Here is a 23,753-nt window from a genome sequence, read left to right as displayed (position 1 = left end):
CCGACAGATCCGGTTCAAGACCCGAAGTCAGTCAGGCGGAGGGTCAGGAACGACCCGCTGCGGGGCTCGACTACATCATCCTCACTGTCAGGCGGGGTTGGTCGTGCGTGCGCACCTCGGCGGCCGCCCAGCCCTCGAGGGCGAACCGGGTCGCGATGCCGCCGGGCCAGCCGAGGCCGTCGCTGTGGTTGTCGACGACGACGCAGGTGAGGCTGCCGAGCCCGTACCGGCCCGCGACCTGGATCGCCTCCGCGTTGCTGCCCTCGTCGAGCTCGGCGTCGCCCACGAGGACGACGACGCGGGCGGGCGACCGGCCGCGCAGCCCGAGCGCCAGGCCGACGGCGAGCGGCAGCCCGTGCCCGAGCGAGCCGCTGCCGATCTCGATGCCCGGCACCAGGGTGCGGTCGGGGTGGTGGCCGAGCGGCGACTCGAACGAGGCGACGTCGTCCAGCCAGGTGGCGGGGAAGTAGCCCTTCGCGGCCAGCACGGCGTACGTGGACGCCGGGCCGTGGCCCTTGGAGAGCAGGAAGCGGTCACGGTCGGGGTCGTCGGGGCGGGCCGGGTCGACGCGGAGCACCTGGTCGTACAGGGTCCACACGACGTCGAGCGTCGAGTGCGCGCTCGGGTCGTGCTTCTCGTCGCCCGTGACGCGGGCGACCAGGTCGCGGACGTGGTGCGGGACGCGTGCGGGGACGGCGTGCGCCGGAGTGGTCGTCGTCATGCACCGATCGTCCGACCTGAACCATGGTTGAGGTCAATGGTCTGTCGGAGATGCGCGGGGGTGCGCCACCTCACGCCCCGACGTCCTGCGGAAACACGGCGTCGGAGGCAGGATCGAGACGGACCAGCCGCCGTCATCAGGAGGTCTCGTCATGGCCCGCACCGTCGCCGAACACCTCGTCGACCAGCTCGTCGCCGCCGGCGTGAAGCGCATCTACGGGATCGTCGGGGACTCCCTGAACCCCGTCGTCGACGCCGTCCGCCGCACCGACGGCATCGACTGGGTGCACGTGCGCCACGAGGAGGCTGCCGCGTTCGCGGCCGCCGCCGACGCCGAGGTGACGGGCGAGCTCGCCGTCTGCGCCGGGTCGTGCGGGCCGGGCAACCTGCACCTCATCAACGGCCTCTACGACGCGAACCGGTCGAAGCTGCCGGTGCTCGCCATCGCGTCGCACATCCCGAGCGCGCAGATCGGCACGCAGTTCTTCCAGGAGACCCACCCGGACCGCATCTTCAACGAGGCGTCCGTGTTCTCGGAGCTGATCTCGTCCCCGGCCCAGCTGCCGCGCGTCACGCGCTCCGCCATCCAGCACGCGCTCGCCGCGCCGGGCGTCGCGGTGCTCACCCTGCCGGGCGACGTCGCCGACGAGCGCGTGCCCGACGACGACGCCCCGATCCTCGTGCCCGGCGCCTGCCCGGCCCGCGTCGTGCCGAACTCCGCCGACGTCCAGGCCCTCGCCGACGCCATCAACCAGGCCAAGAAGGTCACGCTGTTCGTCGGGGCAGGGGCGCGCGACGCCCGCGACGCCGTCCTCGAGCTCGCCGACCTGGCCGCCGCGCCCGTCGGCCACTCGCTGCGCGGCAAGGAGATCATCCAGTACGAGAACCCCCACGACGTCGGCATGTCCGGGCTGCTCGGATACGGCTCCTGCCACGAGGCGATGCACTCGGCGGACCTGCTCGTGATGGTCGGCACCGACTTCCCGTACGACTCGTTCCTGCCCGCCGACGTCCGCACCGCGCAGATCGACGTCGACGCCTCCCACCTGGGCCGCCGCACCCGACTCGACCTGCCGGTGCACGGCGACGTCGGCGAGACCCTGAGGCTGCTCAACCCGCTGGTCAGGCGCAAGAAGGACCGCAAGTTCCTGCGCTCGATGGTCGACAAGCACGCCGGGCTCATGACCAAGGTCGTCGGCGCGTACACCCGCAACGTGGAGAAGCACACGCCCATCCACCCCGAGTACGCGGCCGTGCAGCTCGACGAGACGGCGGCCGACGACGCCGTGTTCACCGTCGACACCGGCATGAACAACGTGTGGGCGGCCCGGTACCTCACGCCCAACGGGAAGCGGCGCGTCATCGGGTCGTTCATCCACGGGTCGATGGCGAACGCCCTGCCGCACGCCATCGGCGCCGCGTTCGCGCAGCCCGGCCGGCAGGTCGTGGCTCTCGCCGGCGACGGCGGCCTGTCCATGCTGCTGGGCGAGCTCATCACCGTGCGCACCTACGACCTGCCGGTGAAGGTCGTCGTCTTCAACAACGCGACGCTCGGCATGGTGAAGCTCGAGATGCTGGTCGAGGGGCTGCCGTCGTACGGCACCGACTCCCCGCCCGTGGACTACCGGAACATCGGCCTCGCCGTCGGCATCCCGTCCGTCCGCGTGGAGCGGCCGAAGGACCTGCGCCGCGCCCTCGCCGACGGCCTGGACCGCAAGGGTCCGGCGCTCATCGAGGTCGTCACCGACCCGAACGCGCTGTCCATCCCGCCGTCCATCACGTCCGGCCAGATCCGGGGGTTCGCGACGGCGATGACGAAGCAGGTCTTCGGCGGCGGCATGGGCGAGGTCATGTCCATGGCCCGCTCGAACCTGCGCAACCTGCCCCGCTGACCCCAGCCCCGCCGGGTGTTGTGAGCGCGATTCCGGGGACTATTCGATCGCGAATAGTCCCCGAAATCGCGCTCACAACACCCGGGAGGGCGCCAGGTTCAGGGGCGCCAGGTGGCGGCGACGGCGAGGAAGGCGTCGTTCGCCTCGACCTCGCCGATGCTCACGCGCAGGCCGTCGCCGGCGAAGGGGCGCACGAGGACGCCGGCGGCGGTCGCCTCGGCGGCGCGGGCCACGGTCTCCTCACCGAGGGGGAACCACACGAAGTTGGCGTGCGTCTCCGGCAGGTCCCAGCCCTGCTCGTGCAGGGCGGCGACGACGCGCTCACGCTCGACGACCAGGGCGTCGACCCGCTGGCGCAGCTCGTCCTGGGCGACGGGCTCCAGCGACGCCAGGGCCGCGCGCTGCGCGATGTGGTTGACGCCGAACGGCGTCGACACCGCGCGGATGCCAGCGGCGAGGCGCGGCTCGGCGACGGCGTACCCGACGCGCAGGCCCGCCAGCCCGTACGCCTTCGACAGCGTGCGCAGCAGGACGACGTTCGGGTGCAGGGCCAGCAGGTCGACGCCGTCGGGCGCCTGCGTGTCGCGCACGAACTCGAGGTACGCCTCGTCGACGATCACCAGCACGTCGCTCGGGACGGCGGCGAGGAACTCCTCCAGCTCGTCGGAGTGCACCGCCGGGCCGGTGGGGTTGTTCGGGGTGCAGACCATGACGACGCGCGTGCGGGGCGTGACGGCGGCGGCCATCGCGGGCAGGTCGAGCCGGCCGTCCGCGGCCACAGGCACGGTGACGGCGACGCCGCCCGCGACCGCGACCACGATCGGGTACGCCTCGAACGAGCGCCACGGGAACACCACCTCGTCGCCGTGCTCGACGACGGCTTGCAGAACGTGACCGAGCACCGCCACCGAGCCGTTGCCCACCACGACCTGGTCGGCCGAGACGCCGACGTGCGCGGCGAGCGCCTCGACGAGCTCCGTCGCGTACATGTCGGGGTAGCGGTTGGTCTCCTCCGCCGCACGCGTGATCGCCTCGAGGACGGACGGCAGCGGCGGGTACGGGTTCTCGTTCGACGACAGCTTCCACAGCTTCGCGCCCTCGGCGGGCCGCGCGCCCGGCACGTACGCGGGCAGCGCGGCGACGGCGGCGCGCAGGGGGACGACAGCGGCGGGGGCGGCGTGCGGGTCAGCGGGGGTGGTCACAGCGGTCAAGGATGCCACCCGCGCAGGGTGGGCGAGGTCGTCACACCCTCCGCGAGGGAGTACTACCTCGGCGCAGTCCGCACTACCTCGTGGAGACCCGGACTACCTCGTGGAGACCACGACTACCTCGGCGCGGTCCGCACTACCTCACGGAGATGGGCACTACCTCGGCGAGCTCCCGCACCAGGCCGGCGAAGAACCGGGCGATCGCGTCGGCGGCGGGTACGTCGACGGACGCCTCGACGTCCGGGCTGTAGTTGGTGTTCGTGTTGATGTCGTACGGCACGGTGCGGCCGTCGACCGTCTCGAAGAACTCCACCCCGGCGATCTCGATCCCCTGCTCCGCGAGCAGCCGCTCGAGCCGCACGACGAGCGGGTGCTCCGCCGTGATCTCGGGCCGCAGGGCGAACAGCGGCGGCGGGGCGACGCCGTCGGCCCCGGGCAGCGCGCACGCCTCGGCGGGGCACAGCTCGAACCCGGTCGACGTGTCCACGCGGACGGCGTAGTGGAACCGGCCGCCGACGAACTCCGCCCGCGTGACGAACGGCTCCGGCGCCACGAGCAGCTCCTGCAGCAGCCACACGCCGTCGACGGGCTCGTCGAGGAGCCCCGCGTCCAGGGCGGCGGCGAACGTCTCGACGTCGTCGAACCGCTGCACCCCCAGCCCCTTGCCGCCGCGGTTGTGCTTGGTGATGAACGGGGCCCCGAACCGTTCGGCCGCCGCCCGCAGCGCCGCGCGGTCCGTGACGGCGGTCGTGCGCGGCACGTCGAGGCCGGCCGCGCGCAGCAGCGCGTACTGCCGCACCTTGCTCACCTCGAGCGCGGCGGCGCGCGTGCCGTTGACGACGCGACGCCCCGCCGCCTCGGCCCGGGACAGCACCGCCTGTGCCGCCTCCGGCGCGTGCGGCACCCCGCGCGTGTGCGCGGACGCGCTGAGGCGCGACCAGTGCACGGCCCGGGGCGGCGCCTCGGCGAGGTCCAGGGTGACGTCGCCCAGGTGCACCGGTTCCAGGGGCACGCCGGCGCGGTCGAAGGCCCGCTCGAACGGCGGCAGCCAGTCGGGGTTGTCGTGCAGGACGAGGACGGACGGCTCGCTCACCCGACGAGCCTACGCGCGTGGGCCGGTCGCCCGGAGCGGGCCGCCGAGGCGCGCGGTGCCGAGCGTCGCGCCAGCCCCGCGCGGGCATGACGTGCCACGATGGCCGCATGAACTTCATCGTCCGCACCCTCGTCACAGCCGTGGCGCTGTGGCTGAGCGACCTGATCTTCACCAACCTCGAGATCCTGCCGCCGTACGACGGCGACAACGTGATCGAGTACATCCTGGCGGTGCTCGGCGTGGCGCTGGTGTTCACCATCATCAGCAGCTTCGTGAAGCCGATCGTCAGCATCATCTCGATCCCGTTGCTCATCCTCACGCTGGGCCTCTTCTACCTCGTCATCAACGCCTTCGTGCTGTGGCTCACCACCTGGATCACCGAGCAGGGGTGGTTCGGCGACTGGGGCGTCGAGGTCTCCGGCGGCTTCTGGTGGTTCGTCTGGATCGCCCTCATCCTCGCCGTGCTGCAGGCGATCATCGGCGCGTTCGCGCCGAAGAAGGGCTGACAGCCCCGCACCGCGCGCCGGATGCACCTCGGTCAGTGCAGCGTCGCCCCCGTCGGGTTCCCCGGCGGGGGCGACGTCGTCCCGAGCACGGTCGACCCAGGTCCGGGGCCTGGACCGGGAGCCAGCACCAGCGGCGGCGCCGGGTCCACGCGCCGCGCCACGAAGAACCGCGTGCGCGCCCGGGCGCCGTCGAGCAGCCGCTCCAGCCGCCCCGTCACCCCCGCCACCTGCACGTTCCCGGACCGTTGCGCGGCCGCCAGGGTGCGCAGGTGCGTCGGCATGGCGTGGGCGAGAGAGATGCTGCCCGCGGCGGCGACGTCGGCCGGATCCGTCGAGTCCAGCAGTCGTCGCCCCACCGTGACGCGGTCCGCCGTGGCCGGGCCCTCCTCGCGCGACCGGCCGTCCAGGTTCTCGACCAGGCTCTCCTCGTTCTCCACGTGCAGCACCGGCACTCCCGCGGGGACCGTGAACGTCGCCGTCGGTGCCCCCGCGGTCACCACCCCGCCGACGGGGTGCCGCTCGCGGAACTGCGGCGACGCCGCGAGCGCCGCCGCGGCGATCCCGCCGAGGCTGTGGCCCACCAGCACCACCGGCTCGTCCGGGGCCGCACCCGCCGCGTCGAGGGCCTGCTCCACGGCCACGGACACGTCCGCCGTCTCGTGGGCCATGAGGTTCAGGTCGGTCGCCGCGTCGAATGGGTTCCCGGACGACAGGAACTCCTGGGTCCCGGGGATCAGCACGGTCCACGACGTGCTCCCGTCCGCGTGCACCACCTCCTCGACCGCGAGCGATCCCGCGGGCACGCCCGCCGCGGGTCGGTCGACGACGCCGCTGCCCTGGGGGTAGAGGTCCGCGGTCCGGGCGAGCGCCTCCGCGACGGTGCCCGCCGGGCGGTCGGCCCACGGGGGCGGCGGTCCCGCCAGGTCGTCGTCGGCCAGGGCCTCCACCTGCGGCACGGCGCCCGGCAGCAGCCCGGCGACGACGTCGGACAGCGAGGCCGCACCCCGCGTGACCGGGTCCAACGCGGCCGGGCCCTGCTCGACCGCGCGCCGCAGGTCCTGCCAGGTCAGCGGCCGGGTGGCGCTCAGCCCCGCCGCGAGCCCCGCGACCGCCTCGTCCGACACCGGCGCGAGGACGCGCCAGGCGTCCGCCAGGAGCCCGTCGGGACCGGTCGTGACGGGGGCCGACGGCGGCACGGGAGGCAGCAGCGGCCCCGGCGGCGGCGCGGTGGGAGCGGGAGCCGGCGTGCCACCGAGCACCCATGCGCGCAGCAGCCCGCCCGCCCCCGACGACGCGGTGACGATCGGCAGCACGCGCAGCCCGAGCCACGCCCCCGCCACCCCCGACAGCAGCGTGACCGCGCCGTCGGCGACCCGCTGCGCCATGGTCTCCGCGTCCCGGTACAGGCCGGCCGCGAACCGCAGGCGGCGGGCGCTCCGCTCGGCCGTCTGCGTCCGTGCGCGCAGCCGCGCGCTCGCCTCGTCCAGGCGTGCGGACCCCGCCGCGCGACGGGCGGCCTCCGCGGCGTCGGGCACCGCGGGCGGGGACAGGGAGGGAGCGACCAGCGGGTCGGGCGCCCACACCGCGCCCCGCAGGGTCCCGGCGGCGGCGAGGCACCGGTGCGACGCCTGCCGCAGCCGCTCCGCCGCGGTGTCGAGCAGCACGGCCGCACCCTGCACGGCCTCCGCGTCGACCCTGGAGACCGCGCGACCGCCGGCCACGTCCAGCGTCTCCTCGGGCGGAAGCCCGCGCGTCACCGGGCCAGCCCCTCGGCCGCCAGCTCGAGGAGCGCCAGGTCGACGTCGAGGTCGGCGAGCAGGGCGGCGACCTCGTCGCGGAACCGGTCGGCCGCCGTCGACTCCCAGGCCACCGCGAGGCTGCGCCGCGCGCTCGCGGCCGCGTCGACGACGTCGTGGTGGGCCGCCAGTGCGGCGGAGCTCGCGGCGTCGCACGCGGCACGCGAGGCAGGGCTCGACCAGCGGTCCGGGAAGAGGGAAGGCGGTACGGAGGAGGTCATGCCCGGGACGCTAGGCCGCGCACCGGCCGCCACGTCCTGCGCCACCGCCCCCTGTGGACGACGCCGGCCTGGGGACAGGCTCCGCCCGGCACGGCTCCGCGCCCGCGTCCTCCCGCGAGACCGTCAGTCGGCCAGCACCCCGAGGAGCCGGACCGTATCGGAGAGGATGTCGATGCCGGTCCGCCTGCGCGACCTCAAGCGCGCCCGCGACCCGCGGGGCACCGTCCGCGGGAACTACCCGCTCCTCGCCTGAGCGGGCCCACCCGGTCGTTGTGGGCCCGTGGGAGAATGTGGGCCGTGACCTCCCCCGCGCCGCAGACCTCGCCGTCCGACGTCCAGACCCGCGTCAACCTCGCGGACGTCACCCCACCGATCGCCCTCGGGCCGCTCGACGGCCGCTACCGCGGCGCCGTCGCGCCCCTGGTGGACCACCTCAGCGAGGCCGCGCTCAACCGCGCGCGCATCCACGTCGAGGTCGAGTGGCTGGTCACGCTGTGCAACGGCACGACGACGACGCCCGGCGCCGTCGTCCCCGGTGCCCCCACGCTGACCGACGCCGAGATCGCCTACCTGCGCCGGATCCCCGCGACGTTCGGCGCGGACGAGATCGCCGAGCTCGCCGCCATCGAGCGCGAGACGGTGCACGACGTCAAGGCCGTCGAGTACTTCATCAAGCGCCGCATCGCCGCCGCCCCGGAGGCCCTCGGTGACGCGACGAGCCTCCCCGCCGCGAGCGAGCTCGTGCACTTCGCGTGCACGTCCGAGGACATCAACAACCTGTCGTACGCGCTCATGGTGCAGGGCGGCGTGCGCGACGTGTGGCTGCCCGCCGCGACCGCGCTGACCGACCAGCTCGCGGGCATGGCGCGCGAGCACGCCGAGGTCCCGATGCTGAGCCGCACGCACGGGCAGCCGGCCACGCCGACGACGATGGGCAAGGAGCTCGCCGTCCTCGCGCACCGCCTGCGCCGCCAGCTGCGCCGCATCGAGGGCGCGGAGTACCTGGGCAAGCTCAACGGCGCCACCGGCACCTACGGCGCGCACGTCGTCGCCGTCCCGGGCGCCGACTGGCCGGCCGTGTCGAAGGCGTTCGTCGAGCACCTGGGCCTGGTCTGGAACCCGCTGACCACGCAGATCGAGTCGCACGACTGGCAGGCCGAGGTCTACGCCGACGTCGCCCGCTTCAACCGCATCCTCCACAACCTCGCGACCGACGTGTGGACGTACATCTCGCTGGGCTTCTTCACGCAGATCCCCGTCGCGGGCGCCACCGGCAGCTCGACCATGCCGCACAAGGTCAACCCGATCCGGTTCGAGAACGCCGAGGCGAACCTCGAGATCTCGTGCTCGCTGCTCGACACGCTGTCGGCCACGCTGGTGACCTCCCGCCTGCAGCGCGACCTCACCGACTCCACGACGCAGCGCAACATCGGCCCGGCCTTCGGCCACTCGCTGCTCGCGATCGACAACGTCCGCCGCGGCCTCAAGGCGCTCAACGTCAACGCCGCGCTCATGGCCGACGACCTCGACCACAACTGGGAGGTGCTCGGCGAGCCCGTCCAGTCGGCGATGCGCGCCGCGTCCGTCGCGGGCGTCGAGGGCATGGAGAACCCGTACGAGCGGCTCAAGGAGCTCACGCGCGGCCAGCGCGTCGACGCCGCCCGGATGCGCGAGTTCGTCGCCGGCCTCGGCCTGCCCGACGACGTCGCCGCGCGCCTCGCGGACCTCACGCCCGCGTCGTACACCGGCATCGCCGCCCGGCTGGTCGAGGACTACCTCGCCTGACCCGGCGTCCTCGGCCGACCCGGCTCGAGACCCGAAGCGTTGCGGACCCGAAGCGTTTAGGAGCGGCCGCGCCGCACCGGCGCGCTCCTAGCGTGGCCCCGTCCGCACCCCCGACGCGACGGAGCCTCGCATGCGTACCGCACCACGCCCTCGATCGACCGCCCGGGTCGCGGCCCTTGCCGCGGCCGCCCTCGTGGGCGGCGCCGGCCTCACCGCCGGCGCCGTCACCCTCGCCACGTCGGCGGCGGGCGCGACGACGGCCTGCGAGGTCGACTACTCCGTCACGAGCTCGTGGGCGGGCGGCTTCCAGGCCGACGTCACGCTGACCAACCTCGGCGACGCCCGCACCGGCTGGGAGGTCTCCTGGCAGCAGGGCGACGGGGAGCGCGTCTCCCAGGTCTGGAACGGGCGGCTCACGCAGGACGGCGGGCAGGTGCGCGTGGCCGACGTCGGCTGGAACGGCACGCTCGCGACGGGGGCGACGGCGTCGTTCGGGCTGATCGGGACGTCCGCGGGCGCGGCGGCGGTGCCCGCGAGCTTCAGCCTCGACGGCGTCGCCTGCACGGGCGACGTGCCCACGACGGACCCCTCGGACCCGCCCACGGAGCCGACGGACCCGCCCACCGACGAACCCGGCGGTCCCGCCGACGCGACGTTCTTCGTGGAGGACGGCACGCAGGCATGGGATGCCTGGCAGGCGGCGTCCGGCACGGACCGCACTCTGCTGGAGAAGATCGCGGCCACGCCGCAGGCCTCCTGGGTCACGGACGCCGACCCGGCGGAGGCGGCCGCCGGGGTGGCGGACTACACCTCCCGCGCCGCCGCGGCCGGCGCGACGCCGCTGCTGGCGGTGTACGCGATCCCGGGCCGCGACTGCGGCTCGCACTCCGGCGGCGGCACGGACGAGGCCGCGTACCGCGCGTGGGTCGAGCAGGTGGCGGGCGCGATGGTCGGCGAGCCCTGGGTCGTGCTCGAGCCGGACGCCCTCCCCCAGCTCGGGGACTGCGACGGGCAGGGCGACCGCGTCGGCATGCTGGCCGACGCCGCCCGCATCCTCGACGAGGCCGGTGCCCGCGTGTACCTCGACGTCGGCCACTCGGCGTGGCTGCCCGCCGCCGAGGCCGCGTCCCGCCTGGAGCAGGTGGGGCTGGAGCACGTCGCGGGCTTCGCGCTCAACGTGTCGAACTACCGCACCACCGACGAGTCGCGCGCCTACGGCGAAGAGGTGTCCGCCCTGCTGGGCGGCGTGCCGTTCGTCGTCGACACGTCCCGCAACGGCAACGGGTCGGACGGCGAGTGGTGCAACCCGCGCGGCCGTGCGCTGGGCGAGCGGCCCGCCGTCGTCGACGACGCCACCCACCTCGACGCCCTGCTGTGGGTGAAGCGGCCCGGCGAGAGCGACGGCGCCTGCAACGGTGGCCCCGTCGCCGGCGCGTGGTGGCAGGAGATCGCGCTGGAGCTCGCGCGCAACGCGAGCTGGTAGCGCGACCCCGCGTCGCCGAACAGGCGGTTGACACCGTTATGGGCCTCCGACGACGCCCATTCCGGAACCAACCGCCTGTTCGGCATCGCGCCGGGGTCAGTGCGCCAGGGCTTGCTGCCCGACGACGGCGAGCAGCGCGAGCTTCTCCTCCGCCTCGGAGCGCGGCGGCGCGGTGAGCACCAGCAGCGCCTGGGTCTGGTCCTCGGTGAACAGCACCTGGCAGTCCAGCTCGATCGGCCCGACCTGCGGGTGCACGAGCGTCTTGTGGTCGGCGAACCGCTGGTGCACCTCGTGCCGGTCCCACAGCTCGGCGAACTCGGGGCTGCGCGCCCGCAGCTCGCGCACCAGCTCGCCTGCGCGCGAGCGCGGGCCGAGCATCCCGTGGGCCACGCGCAGCGTGGACACGAGCGAGCGGCCCTGCCGGTCGCGGTCGTCCTCGGGGTACAGCAGCCGCTCCGCGGGGTCGGTGAACCAGCGGTAGACGTCGCTGCGCGCCCACCCGGTCAGGGCGGACCGGTCGCCCAGCAGCGCGACGGCGAGGTCGTTGGCCACGAGCGTCTCGCCGAGCGCGGAGAGCACGAGGGCGGGGGTGTCGGAGAGCCGGTCGAGCACGCGCAGCAGCGCGGGCGACACGTGGGACGACATCGTCACCCGGTCCGGCGTCCCCCGGCCGGCGACGCGGAACAGGTAGTCGCGCTCGTCGTCCGTGAGCCGGAGCGCCCGCGCCAAGGACGCGAGCATCTGCTCGCTCGGCTGCGGGCCGCGCTGCTGCTCCAGGCGCGTGTAGTAGTCGGCCGACATGGCCGCGAGCGCCGCGACCTCCTCCCGCCGCAGCCCCGCGGTGCGGCGTCGGGCCCCCGCGGGCAGGCCGACGTCGGCCGGCTGCACCGCCTCCCGACGACGGCGCAGGAACTCGGCCAGCTCTCGACGGTCGGCGGCACGCTCCATGCGTCCTTCATGAGCCATGCGCCCATCGTCCGCCGACGACGCCGGTCGGGCCAGGCCCCAGCCAGGGACCGCCGGTCCCCCGATGACCGCTCCTCTCCCGCCCGGGCGCCGGGCATCGCAGGGTGAGGGGCATGGACCTCACCCGCAGCACCGTCTTCGTCCCCGGCGCGACCAGCGGCATCGGCCTCGCGCTCGCCCTCCGTCTGCAGGCGCGCGGGAGCACCGTGATCGTGGGCGGCCGCCGCACCGCCCTGCTCGACGAGATCGTCGCCGCCCACCCCGGGATCGATGCCGTCCGCATCGACACCGCCGACCCGGAGAGCATCGAGGCCGCGCGCCGAGAGGTGCTCGACCGCCACCCCGACCTGGACGTGGTCGTCGCGATGGCGGGCATCATGCAGGCCGAGGACTGGACGTCGTCCGACTTCCTCGCCACCGCCGAGCGCACCGTCACGACCAACCTGCTCGGCCCGATCCGCCTGGCCGCCGCGTTCCTGCCGCACCTGCGCGCCCGCGCAGCGTCGGGCACGGGCGCCGCGTTCGTCACCGTCTCCTCGGGGCTGGCGCACGTGCCGCTCGCCGTGACGCCCACGTACAACGCGACCAAGGCCGCGATCCACCGGCTCAGCGAGGGCATCCGGCTTCAGCTCGAGCCCGCGGGCGTGCAGGTGATCGAGATCGTGCCGCCCGCGGTCCGCACGGCCCTCATGCCGGGGCAGGAGGACAACCCGATCGCCATGCCGCTGGACGCGTTCGGGGACGAGGTGGTCGACCTCCTCGCGACGCGTCCCGACGCCCACGAGATCCTCGTCGAGGGCGTGAAGCTCCTCCGCTTCGCCGAGACGTCGGGGGCCTACGACGCGACGGTCGCGCGGCTCAACGCCACGGACCGGCACGCCACCCACCCGAACGCCACCCACCCGCACGCCGGGTGATCCGCGTCAGGGCTTCTTCGAGCTGAGGTACTTGGTCGCGACGAACCCCTGCTTGCCGTTGACGTAGACCTTGACCCAGCCGTTCGAGGAGTCCCAGATCTTCTTCACGGCCTTGCCCCGGTTCAGCGAGTCGAGGACCTTGCCGCTGGTGCTCGGCGTGGACCGCAGGCGCAGCCCGTTGACGGTGACGTACCGCGTGCCGAGCGAGGTCAGCCCGGGCGAGACGTAGGAGGAGTGCATCCAGCCGGTGGTGCCGCTGTAGGTCACCTTGCGCCACACCCCGGAGCCCGCGCCGGGCTTGGCGGTGAGCTTGCGGTTGACGTTGACGGTCTTGAGCACGCGGTAGCCGGTGCCCGGGCCGGAGCGCAGGTTGACGCGCGTGGTCGTGTAGTACGTGCACGACGTCGGCACGACCCGCTTGTACGCCCACGCGGCGCCCGCGGTGAGCGACGCCCCGTGGTTCTTCATCCAGGGCAGCGGGTCGGTGGTGCTGCCGGACCCCTTGTACGCGCGCTTCCAGATCTCCAGGTGGAGGTGGGGCGCGGTGGACGTCCCCGAGCTCCCGACGTCGGCGATGTGCTGGCCGCGCTTCACGTACTTGCCCGTCTTCACGTACTTGTCGCCGTCGATGACGTGGCCGTAGACGGCGAAGACCTTGCCGCCGTTCGCGTTGGACCGCACCACGACGACCTGGCCGAAGCCGGGTGCGGAGCCCGCCTTGATCACGGTGCCCGGCGCGACCGACTTGATCTTGGTGCCCTTCTTGGCGCTCATGTCCTGGCCGAGGTGGTAGGTGGATGCCCCCTTGATGGGCATGCACCTTGGCCCGTAGTAGGAGGAGAGCCCGTAGCTGTTGTCGGGGAGCGGTCGGACGGCGGCCGTCGCGGCCCCCGCCCCCGCGACTCCTGTCGTGAGCGCCACGGCGGTGGCGATCCCCATCGTGACTCCGGTCGTGATGATGCGACGCAGGGTGCGCATGGTGGTGCCCTCTCCGTGTCAGGGTCCGGGGCGTCGTTGCCCAGCGGCACGGTAAGCACAGGGCACGGGGTGGCGCGCGCCGGGTGACATCGAGGACACTCGTCTTCACAGGTAGCAGTGAGCATGAAACTCCCTTACCCACGCCTGATCACCGGAGGTCTGCAATGACGCACCCCGTCCCGACAGCACGAGCCGCCGACCGGTCCCTCGGACGCCGCGGCTTCCTCTCCCTCGCGACCGCGGGGGTCGCCGGCTCGGCGCTGTCCGTGGCCGTCGGCTCCATGACGCCCGCCACGGCGGCGGCGACCACGACGACGGCGGAGCCGGCCGCCGGCACCACCGCCCGCAAGCGCGAGCTGCGCGCGATGTGGATCTCGTCCGTCGTCAACATCGACTGGCCCTCGCGCACGGGGCTCAGCGCGGACGAGCTGAAGGCCGAGTACCTGCACTGGCTCGACGTGGCCGCGAGCATGCACCTCAACGCCGTCTTCGTGCAGGTGAGGCCGACGGCGGACGCCTTCTGGCCCAGCCCCTACGAGCCCTGGTCGCAGTACCTCACCGGCACGCAGGGCGGCGACCCGGGGTTCGACCCGCTCGCCTTCGTCGTCGCCGAGACCCATGCCCGCAACCTCGAGCTGCACACCTGGTACAACCCGTACCGTGTGTCCATGCAGGCGGACCCCGCCGCGCTCCTGCCCACCCACCCCGCCCGGCAGCACCCCGAATGGGTGTGGCCGTACGGCGGCAAGCTCTACTTCGACCCGGGCCTGCCGGAGGCGCGCGAGCACATCTACACCGCGATCCTGCACAGCGTGGAGCACTACGACATCGACGGCGTGCACTTCGACGACTACTTCTACCCGTACCCCGTGGCCGGCCAGACGCTGCCCGACGCCGCCACGTACGCCGAGCACGGCGGCGGCTTCGCGACGGTCGAGGACTGGCGGCGGCACAACGTGGACGAGTTCGTCCGCACGATCTCGGAGCGCATCAAGGCGCTCAAGCCGTGGGTCAAGTTCGGGATCAGCCCGTTCGGCATCTGGCGCAACGCCTCGACCGACCCGCGCGGCTCGGAGACCGGTGGGTCGCAGAGCTACGACCTGCAGTTCGCCGACACCCGGAAGTGGGTGCTCGAGGGCTGGCTCGACTACATCAACCCGCAGATCTACTGGCAGTTCGGCCTCGCCGTCGCCGACTACGCGAAGCTCGTGCCGTGGTGGGCCGACGTGGCCGCGCGGTCGGGCACGCACCTGTACATCGGGGAGGCGCTGTACAAGGTGACGTCCGGAGTGTTCACGGACCCGGCCGAGCTGAGCAACCACCTCACCTTCTGCGCGGAGGTGAGCGAGCAGGGCACCCCCGTGCACGGCAACGTGTACTTCTCCGCCAAGCACGTGCCGCAGGACCCGCAGGGCTCCATGTCGCGGGTCTACGCGGACCACTACAGCCACCCCGCGCTGGTCCCGACGATGCCGCACCTGCCCGGCACGCCCGTGCAGGCGCCCGTGCTCACGCACGCCCGCCCCGGCGACGACGGCGTCGAGCTGCGCTGGGTGGACGCGGCGCCGCACCGGCGTCGGGCGACGTCGTTCGCGGTCTACCGGGCCTCCGGCGGTCGGGTCGACGTCGACGACGCCACGCAGCTGCTCGGCACCGTCCGCTCCGACGGGGGCGTGCTGCACGAGTTCGCCGACACGACGGCGGTGGCCGGCGAGCGCTACGCCTACGCGGTCACCGCCCTCGACCGGCTCTGGAACGAGTCCGCGCCGAGCCGCACCCGGCGCGCGTGAGCCGTCCCGGCGACGGGATCAAGCGTCCAGGAAGATCCCGTTGCCGGGGCCCACGGGCAGGTCGAGGAAGAAGAACACGGTGAGGATGGCGGCCCACACCAGCCAGAAGCAGACGGTGAACGGCAGCAGCCGCGCCATCACGGTGCCCAGGCCGGCGCTCGGCTCCCACCGCCGCAGGTAGGCGAGCAGCACGATCATGTACGGGTTGAGCGGGGTGATGATCTGCGTCGCGGAGTCGCCCACGCGGAACGCGGCCTGCACGAACGCGGGCTCGTACCCGATGAGGGCGAACATCGGCACGAAGACGGCGGCCATGAGCGTCCACAGCGCCGAGCCCGAGATGATGAACAGGTTGAGCAGCGACGCGACGACGAGGAAGCCGAGGATCGCGCCGTAGCCGGTGAGCCCGATCGACTCGAGCGCCGACGCCCCGGACACCGCGATCCACTGCCCGACGCCGGACCAGTTGAACAGCGCGATGAACTGGCCGAGCACGAACGCCAGCACGACGAACCCGATCATGTCCTTGAGCGCCTGGCCGAACATGATCGGCACGTCCTCGATGCGCCGCACCGTCCCGACCGCGCGCCCGTAGACGATCGCCGGCACCAGGAACATCGTGAAGACGATGAACACGATCGAGCTGAGCAGCGGCGACTCGGGCAGGAACGCGCCGTCCTCGTTGCGCCACGGCGAGGCGGGCACCAGCACGGCGGCCGCCATGACGGCAGCGACGCCCAGCGCGACGAGGAGGGCGTTCCGCAGCCCGCGCCGCTCGTCCGCGGTCGTGGCCGCGGAGGCGTCGGCGAGCGGGTCCTCGCCGTCGTCGGCGACCTGTTCCGTCGGCACGCCCTGCCGGCGGACCCGCGGCTCCAGCACGCGATCGATGAGGAAGCCCGCGAGCAGGGCGAGCGCGATCGACGAGACGGCGTTGAAGAACCAGTTCGACAGCGGGTTCACGGGCGAGCCCGGGTCGGGCAGGATCTGCGCGACCGAGCTGGTGATGCCCGCGAAGAGCGCGTCGAGGCTGGTGACGAGGATGTTCGTGGAGTACCCCGCGCCGGCCGCGGCGAACCCGCCGAGCAGGCCCGCGACCGGGTGCCGCCCGGCGGCGCGGAACACCATGGCCGCCAGCGGCGGGATGATGATGAACGCGGTGTCCGACATGATGCTGCCCATCACGCCGACGAACCCGACGGCGTACGCGAGCGCCCACCGCGGGGCGGAGCCGAACGCGTACCGCACGGCCGCGCCGAGCAGGCCCGACTTCTCCGCCACGCCGACCGCCATGAGGATCGGCAGCACGGTGACCAGCGGCGGGAAGCCGAGGAAGTTCTCCCCGAGGTTCTCGGTGAGCCAGGTCATCCCCTCGGCCGTGAACAGGCCCTTGACCTCGACCACCTCGTCGCTGCCGGGCATCTGCACGGTGACGCCCGCGAGCGCCATGCCCGTGGACGCCAGCGCGATGACGCCGAACAGGATGAGGAACAGCGTGAACGGCTCGGGCAGCTTGTTGCCGATCCGTTCCACCACGGCCAGGAACCGGTCGGTGCGGGATCGGGTGTCGAGGGTGCTGGTCACGCGGTCTCCCCGGGTCGGCCCGCCGCCGCGGGCGTGTCCGCCCGAACGTAGTGGCCCTGGGCACCCATGGCGAGAGATCCACGCATTCGTCCGCATCATGAGATTCGCGCGATTCCTCCCCCGTGCCGGGGCGGCTTCCCTACGATGCCTGACATGACCGTGCCCGACGATGTGCCCGACGATGTGCCCGACGATGTGCCCGACGCGAACGCCACGCAGCCCGCCCGCCCGAGCACCGCCTACCTCGACCACCTGTTCCACGAGAGCGAGGAACGCCGGCAGGCGGCCCCGCCGGCCGACGTCGCCCCCTCCCTCCTGCCCGACGCTGTCGCGGACGCCGTCGAGCGCGCGGCCGAGGCGCTGGAGCCCGACCTGCGCGAGGTCGTCGAGCGGCTGCACGCCGACCCGGAGCCGGCGTTCGAGGAGCACCGCAGCGCCGCCCTGCTGGTCGAGGTCCTCGCCCGGCACGGCGTCGAGGCCGAGCTCGGCGCGCACGGCGTCCCGACGGCGTTCCGCGCGGAGCTCCGGGGTGCCGGCGACCCCGACGGCAAGGGCCCGGCGATCGCGATCTGCGCGGAGTACGACGCGCTGCCCGTCATCGGGCACGCCTGCGGGCACAACGTCATCGCCGCCGCCGGGGTGGGCGCGTTCCTCGCGCTGCGCGGTGTCCTCGCCTCGGAGGACGCCCCCGCCGGCCGCGTCGTCCTGCTCGGCACGCCCGCCGAGGAGGGGCACTCGGGCAAGGAGGTGCTGGCCCGTGCCGGCGCGTTCGACGACGTCGACGCGGCGATCATGGTGCACCCGTACGGGCAGGACGTCGCCGAGCAGGTGTGGCTGGGTCGGCGCCTGCTCACCTGGACGTTCACCGGGCGCCCGGCGCACGCGTCCGCCCAGCCGTTCATGGGGCGCAACGCGCTCGACGCCGCGAACCTCGCCTACCAGGGCATCGGCCTGCTGCGGCAGCAGCTGCCGCCGGTGGACCGCGTGCACGCGACGGTCGTCGAGGGCGGCACCCGGCCCAGCATCATCACCGAGCGCGCCGTCATGCGGCTCTACGCCCGGTCGAAGTACCCCGACACGCTGCGGGACCTGTCCGCGCGGCTCGACGACGTCGCCCGCGGCGCGGCGCTCATGACCGGCACCGAGGTCGAGATCGTGTGGGACGACGGCGCCCTGCCGAGCCTGCCGGTGCGGACCAACGCGGCGCTCACCGAGCGCTGGGTGGCGGCCCAGCGGCGACGCGGGCGCGACCCGCTGCCGCCCGGCGTCGTGTCCGAGACGCTCGCGGCGTCCACCGACTTCGGCAACGTGTCCTTCCGCGTGCCGGGGATGCACCCGCTGATCCAGGTCTCCGCGCCCGACGTGGCGCTGCACACCGCCGAGTTCGCGGACGCCGCCGGCGGGCCCGCCGCGGTGCCGGCCGCCGTCGACGGCGCCGTCGGGCTGGCCCTCACCGCCCTGGAGTACCTCACCGACGACGCGCTGCGGACCGCCGTGCACGACGAGTTCGTCGCGCACGGCGGCCCGCTGGACGTGCCCCGCTACTTCGAGTGAGGCTGCACGTCGGGCGAGGCGGCGTCAGCCGTTCGCCGTCACCCCGATGCCCGCGGGCACCTTGCCCGGCACCTCCTCGCGCAGCACGGTCGCCGTCGCGGCGGCCCGCTCGTCCGTCACCGTGAACCGCAGGGTCTCGGTGAACTCACGGCCGCGGTGGTCGGTCGCGGTGACCTCGGCGGAGTGGGTGCCCGCGTCGAGGTCCGCCGGCAGCGGCAGCCGCCACAGGTGGGCGTTCGACTGCGTGACCCCGCCGCTGGTGAGCAGGTTGCGCGTGGCCGCGAACGTGTCGGAGTACTCCCACCCCTTCGCGAGCGCCTCGCCCCGCATGGGCTGCGTGTGCTCCGCCTCGACCGCGGCGCCGCCGTCGATCGACACCTCGACGTCGGCGTCCGAGGAGCCGGCGTAGAAGTTGGCGGTCAGCCAGCTGTCGCCGGCCAGGTCCTCGACCGAGACCGCGCGCTCGTCGCCGAGCGCCGGCGCCGCACCGAGCTTGCCGCCGTCGCGCCACTCGAGCTGCTTGGCCGCCCAGTCACGCCAGTGGGGCGTGTTCACGCCGAGCGCAAGCTGCAGGTCGTCGGACTCCCCGCGGATCGTGTACCGCTCGGAGAACTCGTTGCCGTCCAGCTCGAGCGTGAGCACGCCGGGGCGCGCACCGTCGGTCATGAACGCGTACGGCAGGCCGTGCTCGTCCAGGCCGCCGGAGTACCAGTTGCCCGACACGGCGCCGGCCACGAGCTGCGTGTGCTCGAGCTCCGGGACACCGGCGTTCGCCCACTCCGCCCGGGTGTCGCCGGGGAGCAGGTTCTCCAGGCGGTGCGTGTGACCGCCGATCGTGAGGGCGTTGCGGCCGCGGAGCACGTCGTACAGCGCCGGGGCGTTGTCGACGATCACCGACGCGTGGTCGAGGATCGGCGCGTGCGTCGCGACGACGACGAGCTTGTTCCGCGGCACCTCGGCGAGGTCCGCCTCGAGCCAGGCGAGCTGCTGGTCGTCGATCTTCTCCCAGTAGCCGCCGTTCTTGCCGTCCGGCTTGGCGCCCTTGTAGACGATGCTGTCGAGCACGACGACGTGCGCCTGCCCGACGTCGTAGGAGAAGTAGCCCGGCCCGAACTGCTGGCGGAACGTGTCGAGGGCGTGCGAGTCGTCCGCCGCGTCGTAGTCCATGTCGTGGTTGCCGGGCGCCAGGCGGACGGGCCCGTTGGCGTCGCGGTAGATGTCCTTGAGCGCCGGGTTGAGGCTCAGGTCGTCACCCACGTTGTCGCCGAGCATGAGGATGCCGCAGCTGGCGTAGTCGTCGCGGTCCATGAGGTCCGCCACGGCGCCGTCACGGGCGTAGCCCATCTCGGTCATGTTGTACGCCTGCGTGTCGGAGGCGATCGGGCAGCTCTGCTGCGCCTTGCCGGTCGCCTTCGACTTCCCGAGCGGGAAGTTCACCGCCTGCGGCAGCGGGCCGGTGGGCTCCAGGCCGCCGTACTTCAGGTCGGGCGAGCCCTCGGGCGAGTGGTTGTAGCTGAACTGGGCGATGGCGTTCTCGTCCACCGGCACCTGGTAGCCCGCAGGCTGGGTGACGAAGACGGTCATGTCGTCGAGCACGGGCAGGCTGTAGCGGCCCTTGCCGTCGGTGGTGACGACGTCGCGGCCGTTGGACACCTGGACGCCGGCGACGCCCTTCTCCCGCCGGTCCTGCGTGGAGTCCTCGTCCTTGTCGTGGAAGACGGTGCCGGTGAGCACCTCGGGGTCGGCGGCCTCGCCGCGCACGACCTCGACGTGACCGGCGTACAGGCCTGCCGGGTCGGGCGACGGCGCCGCCGCGGCGCCCGGCGCCACGAGGACCAGCCCGACGAGCGAGGCGGTGCCGGCGACGGCACAGGCCTGGCGGATGCTGCGGGGGTTCATGTACTTCCTCCGGGGTCGTCAGAGAGCGGATCGAGTACACGCCCTCGTCAGGGCGCTCCGGCATGCCGATGACGACGACGGTAGGCAGCCGAGGCAACCGTCCGGTGACACCGAGACGCCGGGGAGCGGAACGTCAGACGGGGCACGGCGAACTCCCAGCGAACGCACCCCGCCCGTTACCCGGAGGACACCGGCGGCGAACACGCCCGTCATGCGCGCTCCCTACGGTCGGGCGCAGCCGACGATTCCGGCCGACCCCAGGAGGAGCACATGCACGACGGACGAGACGCTGCCGAGACCCTCACCGCCGGCCTCGGCCGTCGCCGCTTCCTGCAGGCCGCGGCCGGCGTCGGGGCGGGCGCGGCGCTGACGGTCGGTGCGGCGGTCCCCGCCGCGGCCACGTCCGGCGGCACCACCGCCGCGGGGCGGGGCGGGGAGGCGGGCTTCGGCGGCATCCTGCAGCCGGGCAAGGGCCGCATCCGCGGGGACCACTACCTGCGCTCGGACGTCGACGACGTGCTGTGGGGCTACGTGCCCTCCGTGCACGCGACCGCCGTGACCCGCGTCCGGTCCGGCCGCACGATCACCATCGACTCGGTGTCGCACGAGGGCATCCTCGAGGACCAGGGGCGCGACCCCGTCGCGTGGTTCGGCGAGCGCGGCATCCGACGCCGCGAGGTGCTCGACGACGCCGTCGCGATCGCCGGCGGCTACGACCGCACCCCGCGCGACTTCGACACCGACGGGCCGCACGTCATCACCGGCCCCGTGCACGTGGAGGGCGCCGAGCCCGGCGACGTGCTGAAGATCGAGACGCTCGACGTCGTCCCGCGCGTGCCGTACGGCGTCATCTCCTCCCGGCACGGCAAGGGCGCGCTGGCGCTCACCGCCACGGGCGCGCCCGCCGGCATCACGCTCGACGAGGTCATGCCGCCCGTCGCGACGGACGGGCGTGGCACCGGCGTCCCCACCGAGTACGGCAACGTGTCGGTGCTCGCGCAGATCCGGGGCGGCCGGGCGACCATCGGCGAGGGCGGCTCGCGCGTGTCGTTCCCCCTGCGGTACTTCTTCGGCACGATGGGCGTGGCGTTCTCGGAGAACACCGGGCTCACCGCCCCCGAGGCCAACTCGATCCCGCCCACGCTGGGTGGCGGCAACATCGACATCAGCCGCCTGGGTGCCGGCTCCACCTTCTACCTGCCCGTGCGCGCGCCGGGCGCGCTGTTCTACGTGGGCGACCCGCACATGGCGATGGGCGACGGCGAGGTGGCGCTCACCGCGATGGAGGGCTCGCTGCGCGGCACGTTCCGCCTCACCGTGTGCAAGCCGGGCTCCGGCGACGCGCCGTCCGTCGCGTACTCCTACCCCTTCGCCGAGACCGCCGACGCCTGGATCCCCATCGGCCTGTCCGACCCGGACGGCGCGGTGGGCGGCAACGGCAGCGACCTCGACGTCGCGATGCGCCGCGCCGTCGTCAACGCCCTCGACTTCCTCGAGCACGACCAGGGCCTGGACCGCGCGATCGCGTACGCCTACCTGTCCGCGGCGGCCGACTTCGCCGTCTCGCAGGTCGTCGACCGCACGGTGGGCGTCCACGGGCTGGTGCGCAAGGCGGACTTCCGGGGCTGACGGGACCGCCCTGACACCCGGCCACGAGGCCTGGCAAGATCGACCCATGCACGAGCGCGCGGGGAAGCCGGCCCAGGACATCGACCTCATCGACGTCGACCAGGTGGTGGGGGCGTACTACGACCTCGTGCCGGACGTCGCGGACCCGGCGCAGCAGGTGGTGTTCGGCACGTCCGGGCACCGCGGCTCCAGCCTGGACACGGCGTTCAACGAGGCGCACATCGCGGCGATCACGCAGGCGATCGTCGAGTACCGCGCGTCGCAGGGCACGGACGGCCCGCTGTTCATCGGCCGGGACACGCACGCCCTGTCCCTGCCGGCGTGGCAGACGGCGCTGGAGGTGCTGGCCGCGGCGGGCGTCACGGTGATGGTCGACGCGCGCGACTCGTTCACCCCGACGCCCGCCGTGTCGCAGTCGATCCTCATCCACAACGGCGCGACGACGGGCGACGGCGTGCGGACGCAGGGGCCGGGGCTCGCGGACGGCATCGTCGTCACGCCGTCGCACAACCCGCCGCGCGACGGCGGCTTCAAGTACAACCCGCCGCACGGCGGCCCCGCCGGGTCGGAGGCGACGGGCTGGATCGCCGACCGCGCCAACGAGATCCTCCGCACCGGCGGCCTGGCGTCGGTGCGGAGGATCTCGCTCGAGGACGCGCTCGGGGCCGAGACCACCCACAAGCACGACTTCCTCACCACGTACGTCGACGACCTGCCGAACGTCGTCGACCTCGAGGCGATCCGGACGGCCGGCGTGCGCATCGGCGCGGACCCGCTGGGCGGCGCGTCGGTGGAGTACTGGGGCGCCATCGGCGAGCGGTACGACCTCGACCTCACCGTCGTGAACCCGCAGGTGGACCCGCGCTGGTCGTTCATGACGCTTGACTGGGACGGCAAGATCCGCATGGACTGCAGCTCCCCGTACGCGATGGCGTCGCTCGTGGAGAAGATGGCGGGGGACGCGCCGTACGACGTCGCGACCGGAAACGACGCCGACTCCGACCGGCACGGCATCGTCACCCCCGACGCGGGGCTGATGAACCCGAACCACTACCTGGCCGTCGCGATCGATTACCTGTACGGCGGCGCGCGTCCCGGCTGGCCGGAGGGCACGGCGGTCGGCAAGACGCTCGTGTCGTCGGCGCTCATCGACCGCGTCGTGGCGGGCCTGGGCCGGCAGCTGGTCGAGGTGCCGGTGGGCTTCAAGTGGTTCGTGCCGGGCCTGCTGGACGGCGAGGTCGGGTTCGGGGGCGAGGAGTCGGCGGGGGCGTCGTTCCTGCGCCGCGACGGCCGCGTCTGGTCCTCCGACAAGGACGGCCTGCTGCTGGCGCTGCTCGCCTCCGAGATCATCGCGACGACGGGTCGCACGCCGTCCGAGCACCACGCGGACCTCGTGGGCCGCTACGGCGAGTCCTGGTACGCCCGCGTGGACGCGCCGGCCACGCGCGCGCAGAAGTCGCGGCTGTCCGCCCTGTCCCCCGACGAGGTCGCCTCCACGACGCTCGCCGGGCAGGACATCACCGCGACGCTCACCGAGGCGCCGGGGAACGGCGCGAAGATCGGCGGCCTCAAGGTGACCACGAAGGACGCATGGTTCGCCGCGCGCCCGTCGGGCACGGAGGACGTGTACAAGATCTACGCCGAGTCGTTCGTGTCGGCCGACCACCTCGCCGAGGTCCAGGCCGCCGCCAAGGAGCTGGTCGACGGCGCGCTCGGCGACGCCTGACCGACCGCC

18 protein-coding genes are annotated in these 23,753 nt (G+C 73.5%); 9 read left to right on the top strand and 9 right to left on the bottom strand.

Annotated elements, in window-relative coordinates:
- Positions 1–70 precede the first annotated feature (70 nt).
- Positions 71–721, bottom strand: a complete 651-nt coding sequence (locus tag ABZ493_RS10205) for a thiamine pyrophosphate-dependent enzyme (RefSeq protein WP_430582055.1) — start codon at positions 719–721, stop codon at positions 71–73.
- A gap of 151 nt (positions 722–872) precedes the next feature.
- Between ABZ493_RS10205 and ABZ493_RS10200 the strand changes: the two genes are divergently transcribed.
- Positions 873–2,612 carry a pyruvate dehydrogenase gene (locus tag ABZ493_RS10200; RefSeq protein ID WP_430582054.1) on the top strand — a complete coding sequence of 580 codons (1,740 nt, stop codon included), beginning with the start codon at positions 873–875 and terminating at the stop codon, positions 2,610–2,612.
- 98 nt (positions 2,613–2,710) lie between these two features.
- Here ABZ493_RS10200 and hisC read toward each other — a convergent pair whose 3' ends face one another.
- Positions 2,711–3,814, bottom strand: a complete 1,104-nt coding sequence (gene hisC / locus ABZ493_RS10195; protein WP_430582053.1) for a histidinol-phosphate transaminase — start codon at positions 3,812–3,814, stop codon at positions 2,711–2,713.
- A 142-nt stretch (positions 3,815–3,956) separates the two neighbouring features.
- On the bottom strand, positions 3,957–4,913 hold the full coding sequence (locus ABZ493_RS10190; RefSeq protein WP_430582052.1) for an alpha-L-glutamate ligase: 957 nt from the start codon (positions 4,911–4,913) through the stop codon (positions 3,957–3,959).
- A gap of 107 nt (positions 4,914–5,020) precedes the next feature.
- Here ABZ493_RS10190 and ABZ493_RS10185 point away from each other — a divergent pair, with 107 nt between their 5' ends.
- A complete protein-coding gene (locus ABZ493_RS10185) occupies positions 5,021–5,419 on the top strand; it encodes a phage holin family protein (protein WP_430582051.1) in 399 nt (132 codons plus the stop codon).
- 32 nt (positions 5,420–5,451) lie between these two features.
- Here ABZ493_RS10185 and ABZ493_RS10180 read toward each other — a convergent pair whose 3' ends face one another.
- Both ABZ493_RS10180 and ABZ493_RS10175 read right to left on the bottom strand, forming a co-directional pair.
- Positions 5,452–7,176 carry a hypothetical protein gene (locus ABZ493_RS10180; protein WP_430582050.1) on the bottom strand — a complete coding sequence of 575 codons (1,725 nt, stop codon included), beginning with the start codon at positions 7,174–7,176 and terminating at the stop codon, positions 5,452–5,454.
- On the bottom strand, positions 7,173–7,436 hold the full coding sequence (locus ABZ493_RS10175; RefSeq protein WP_430582049.1) for a hypothetical protein: 264 nt from the start codon (positions 7,434–7,436) through the stop codon (positions 7,173–7,175). Before ABZ493_RS10175 ends, ABZ493_RS10180 begins: the two co-directional genes overlap by 4 nt.
- Positions 7,437–7,733: 297 nt before the next feature.
- Here ABZ493_RS10175 and purB point away from each other — a divergent pair, with 297 nt between their 5' ends.
- Together purB and ABZ493_RS10165 are read left to right on the top strand one after the other, a co-directional pair.
- A complete protein-coding gene (purB, locus tag ABZ493_RS10170; RefSeq protein ID WP_430582048.1) occupies positions 7,734–9,221 on the top strand; it encodes an adenylosuccinate lyase in 1,488 nt (495 codons plus the stop codon).
- 130 nt (positions 9,222–9,351) lie between these two features.
- Complete coding sequence (locus ABZ493_RS10165) at positions 9,352–10,704, top strand: glycoside hydrolase family 6 protein (RefSeq protein ID WP_430582047.1); 1,353 nt, start codon at positions 9,352–9,354, stop codon at positions 10,702–10,704.
- Positions 10,705–10,800: 96 nt separating this feature from the next.
- On the opposite strand, the gene ABZ493_RS10160 is transcribed toward ABZ493_RS10165, so the two are convergent.
- On the bottom strand, positions 10,801–11,670 hold the full coding sequence (locus ABZ493_RS10160) for a helix-turn-helix transcriptional regulator (RefSeq protein WP_430582046.1): 870 nt from the start codon (positions 11,668–11,670) through the stop codon (positions 10,801–10,803).
- A 113-nt stretch (positions 11,671–11,783) separates the two neighbouring features.
- Here ABZ493_RS10160 and ABZ493_RS10155 point away from each other — a divergent pair, with 113 nt between their 5' ends.
- On the top strand, positions 11,784–12,587 hold the full coding sequence (locus ABZ493_RS10155) for an SDR family NAD(P)-dependent oxidoreductase (protein ID WP_430582045.1): 804 nt from the start codon (positions 11,784–11,786) through the stop codon (positions 12,585–12,587).
- Between the two features lie 6 nt (positions 12,588–12,593).
- Here ABZ493_RS10155 and ABZ493_RS10150 read toward each other — a convergent pair whose 3' ends face one another.
- Complete coding sequence (locus tag ABZ493_RS10150; protein ID WP_430582044.1) at positions 12,594–13,565, bottom strand: SH3 domain-containing protein; 972 nt, start codon at positions 13,563–13,565, stop codon at positions 12,594–12,596.
- A 164-nt stretch (positions 13,566–13,729) separates the two neighbouring features.
- On the opposite strand from ABZ493_RS10150, the gene ABZ493_RS10145 reads away from it, so the two are divergent.
- Positions 13,730–15,355 carry a family 10 glycosylhydrolase gene (locus ABZ493_RS10145; protein WP_430582043.1) on the top strand — a complete coding sequence of 542 codons (1,626 nt, stop codon included), beginning with the start codon at positions 13,730–13,732 and terminating at the stop codon, positions 15,353–15,355.
- An 18-nt stretch (positions 15,356–15,373) separates the two neighbouring features.
- On the opposite strand, the gene ABZ493_RS10140 is transcribed toward ABZ493_RS10145, so the two are convergent.
- Positions 15,374–16,936, bottom strand: coding sequence for an AbgT family transporter (locus tag ABZ493_RS10140; protein WP_430582042.1), 1,563 nt, complete (start codon positions 16,934–16,936; stop codon positions 15,374–15,376).
- Positions 16,937–17,089: 153 nt separating this feature from the next.
- On the opposite strand from ABZ493_RS10140, the gene ABZ493_RS10135 reads away from it, so the two are divergent.
- Positions 17,090–18,490, top strand: a complete 1,401-nt coding sequence (locus tag ABZ493_RS10135) for a M20 family metallopeptidase (RefSeq protein WP_430582041.1) — start codon at positions 17,090–17,092, stop codon at positions 18,488–18,490.
- Positions 18,491–18,514: 24 nt separating this feature from the next.
- Here ABZ493_RS10135 and ABZ493_RS10130 read toward each other — a convergent pair whose 3' ends face one another.
- The gene (locus ABZ493_RS10130) at positions 18,515–20,389 is read right to left on the bottom strand and encodes a calcineurin-like phosphoesterase family protein (protein ID WP_430582040.1); all 1,875 of its coding nucleotides are present in this window, start codon (positions 20,387–20,389) and stop codon (positions 18,515–18,517) included.
- A 270-nt stretch (positions 20,390–20,659) separates the two neighbouring features.
- Between ABZ493_RS10130 and ABZ493_RS10125 the strand changes: the two genes are divergently transcribed.
- Together ABZ493_RS10125 and pgm are read left to right on the top strand one after the other, a co-directional pair.
- Positions 20,660–22,018 (top strand): acetamidase/formamidase family protein, encoded by a 1,359-nt coding sequence (locus ABZ493_RS10125; RefSeq protein ID WP_430582039.1) that lies wholly within the window; start codon positions 20,660–20,662, stop codon positions 22,016–22,018.
- Between the two features lie 46 nt (positions 22,019–22,064).
- Entirely contained in the window at positions 22,065–23,744 is a 1,680-nt protein-coding gene (pgm, locus tag ABZ493_RS10120; protein ID WP_430582038.1) for a phosphoglucomutase (alpha-D-glucose-1,6-bisphosphate-dependent), read from the top strand.
- Positions 23,745–23,753: the final 9 nt, after the last annotated feature.

It is taken from the genome of Isoptericola sp. NPDC019482 (genome assembly GCF_040632295.1).
Classification (GTDB): Bacteria; Actinomycetota; Actinomycetes; order Actinomycetales; family Cellulomonadaceae; genus Isoptericola.
Note: the sequence above shows the minus strand (reverse complement) of the source record. Positions and strands in the feature narration are given on the sequence as shown.

Excerpts from the sequence above, each read along its gene's own strand:
- pgm (WP_430582038.1), top strand. The coding sequence starts at position 22,065 with ATGCACGAGCGCGCGGGGAAGCCGGCCCAGGACATCGACCTCATCGAC.
- ABZ493_RS10130 (WP_430582040.1), bottom strand. The coding sequence starts at position 20,389 with ATGAACCCCCGCAGCATCCGCCAGGCCTGTGCCGTCGCCGGCACCGCC.
- ABZ493_RS10160 (WP_430582046.1), bottom strand. The coding sequence starts at position 11,670 with ATGGCTCATGAAGGACGCATGGAGCGTGCCGCCGACCGTCGAGAGCTG.
- ABZ493_RS10165 (WP_430582047.1), top strand. The coding sequence starts at position 9,352 with ATGCGTACCGCACCACGCCCTCGATCGACCGCCCGGGTCGCGGCCCTT.
- ABZ493_RS10145 (WP_430582043.1), top strand. The coding sequence starts at position 13,730 with ATGACGCACCCCGTCCCGACAGCACGAGCCGCCGACCGGTCCCTCGGA.
- ABZ493_RS10175 (WP_430582049.1), bottom strand. The coding sequence starts at position 7,436 with ATGACCTCCTCCGTACCGCCTTCCCTCTTCCCGGACCGCTGGTCGAGC.
- ABZ493_RS10150 (WP_430582044.1), bottom strand. The coding sequence starts at position 13,565 with ATGCGCACCCTGCGTCGCATCATCACGACCGGAGTCACGATGGGGATC.
- ABZ493_RS10135 (WP_430582041.1), top strand. The coding sequence starts at position 17,090 with ATGACCGTGCCCGACGATGTGCCCGACGATGTGCCCGACGATGTGCCC.
- ABZ493_RS10185 (WP_430582051.1), top strand. The coding sequence starts at position 5,021 with ATGAACTTCATCGTCCGCACCCTCGTCACAGCCGTGGCGCTGTGGCTG.
- ABZ493_RS10205 (WP_430582055.1), bottom strand. The coding sequence starts at position 721 with ATGACGACGACCACTCCGGCGCACGCCGTCCCCGCACGCGTCCCGCAC.
- ABZ493_RS10200 (WP_430582054.1), top strand. The coding sequence starts at position 873 with ATGGCCCGCACCGTCGCCGAACACCTCGTCGACCAGCTCGTCGCCGCC.
- ABZ493_RS10125 (WP_430582039.1), top strand. The coding sequence starts at position 20,660 with ATGCACGACGGACGAGACGCTGCCGAGACCCTCACCGCCGGCCTCGGC.
- ABZ493_RS10155 (WP_430582045.1), top strand. The coding sequence starts at position 11,784 with ATGGACCTCACCCGCAGCACCGTCTTCGTCCCCGGCGCGACCAGCGGC.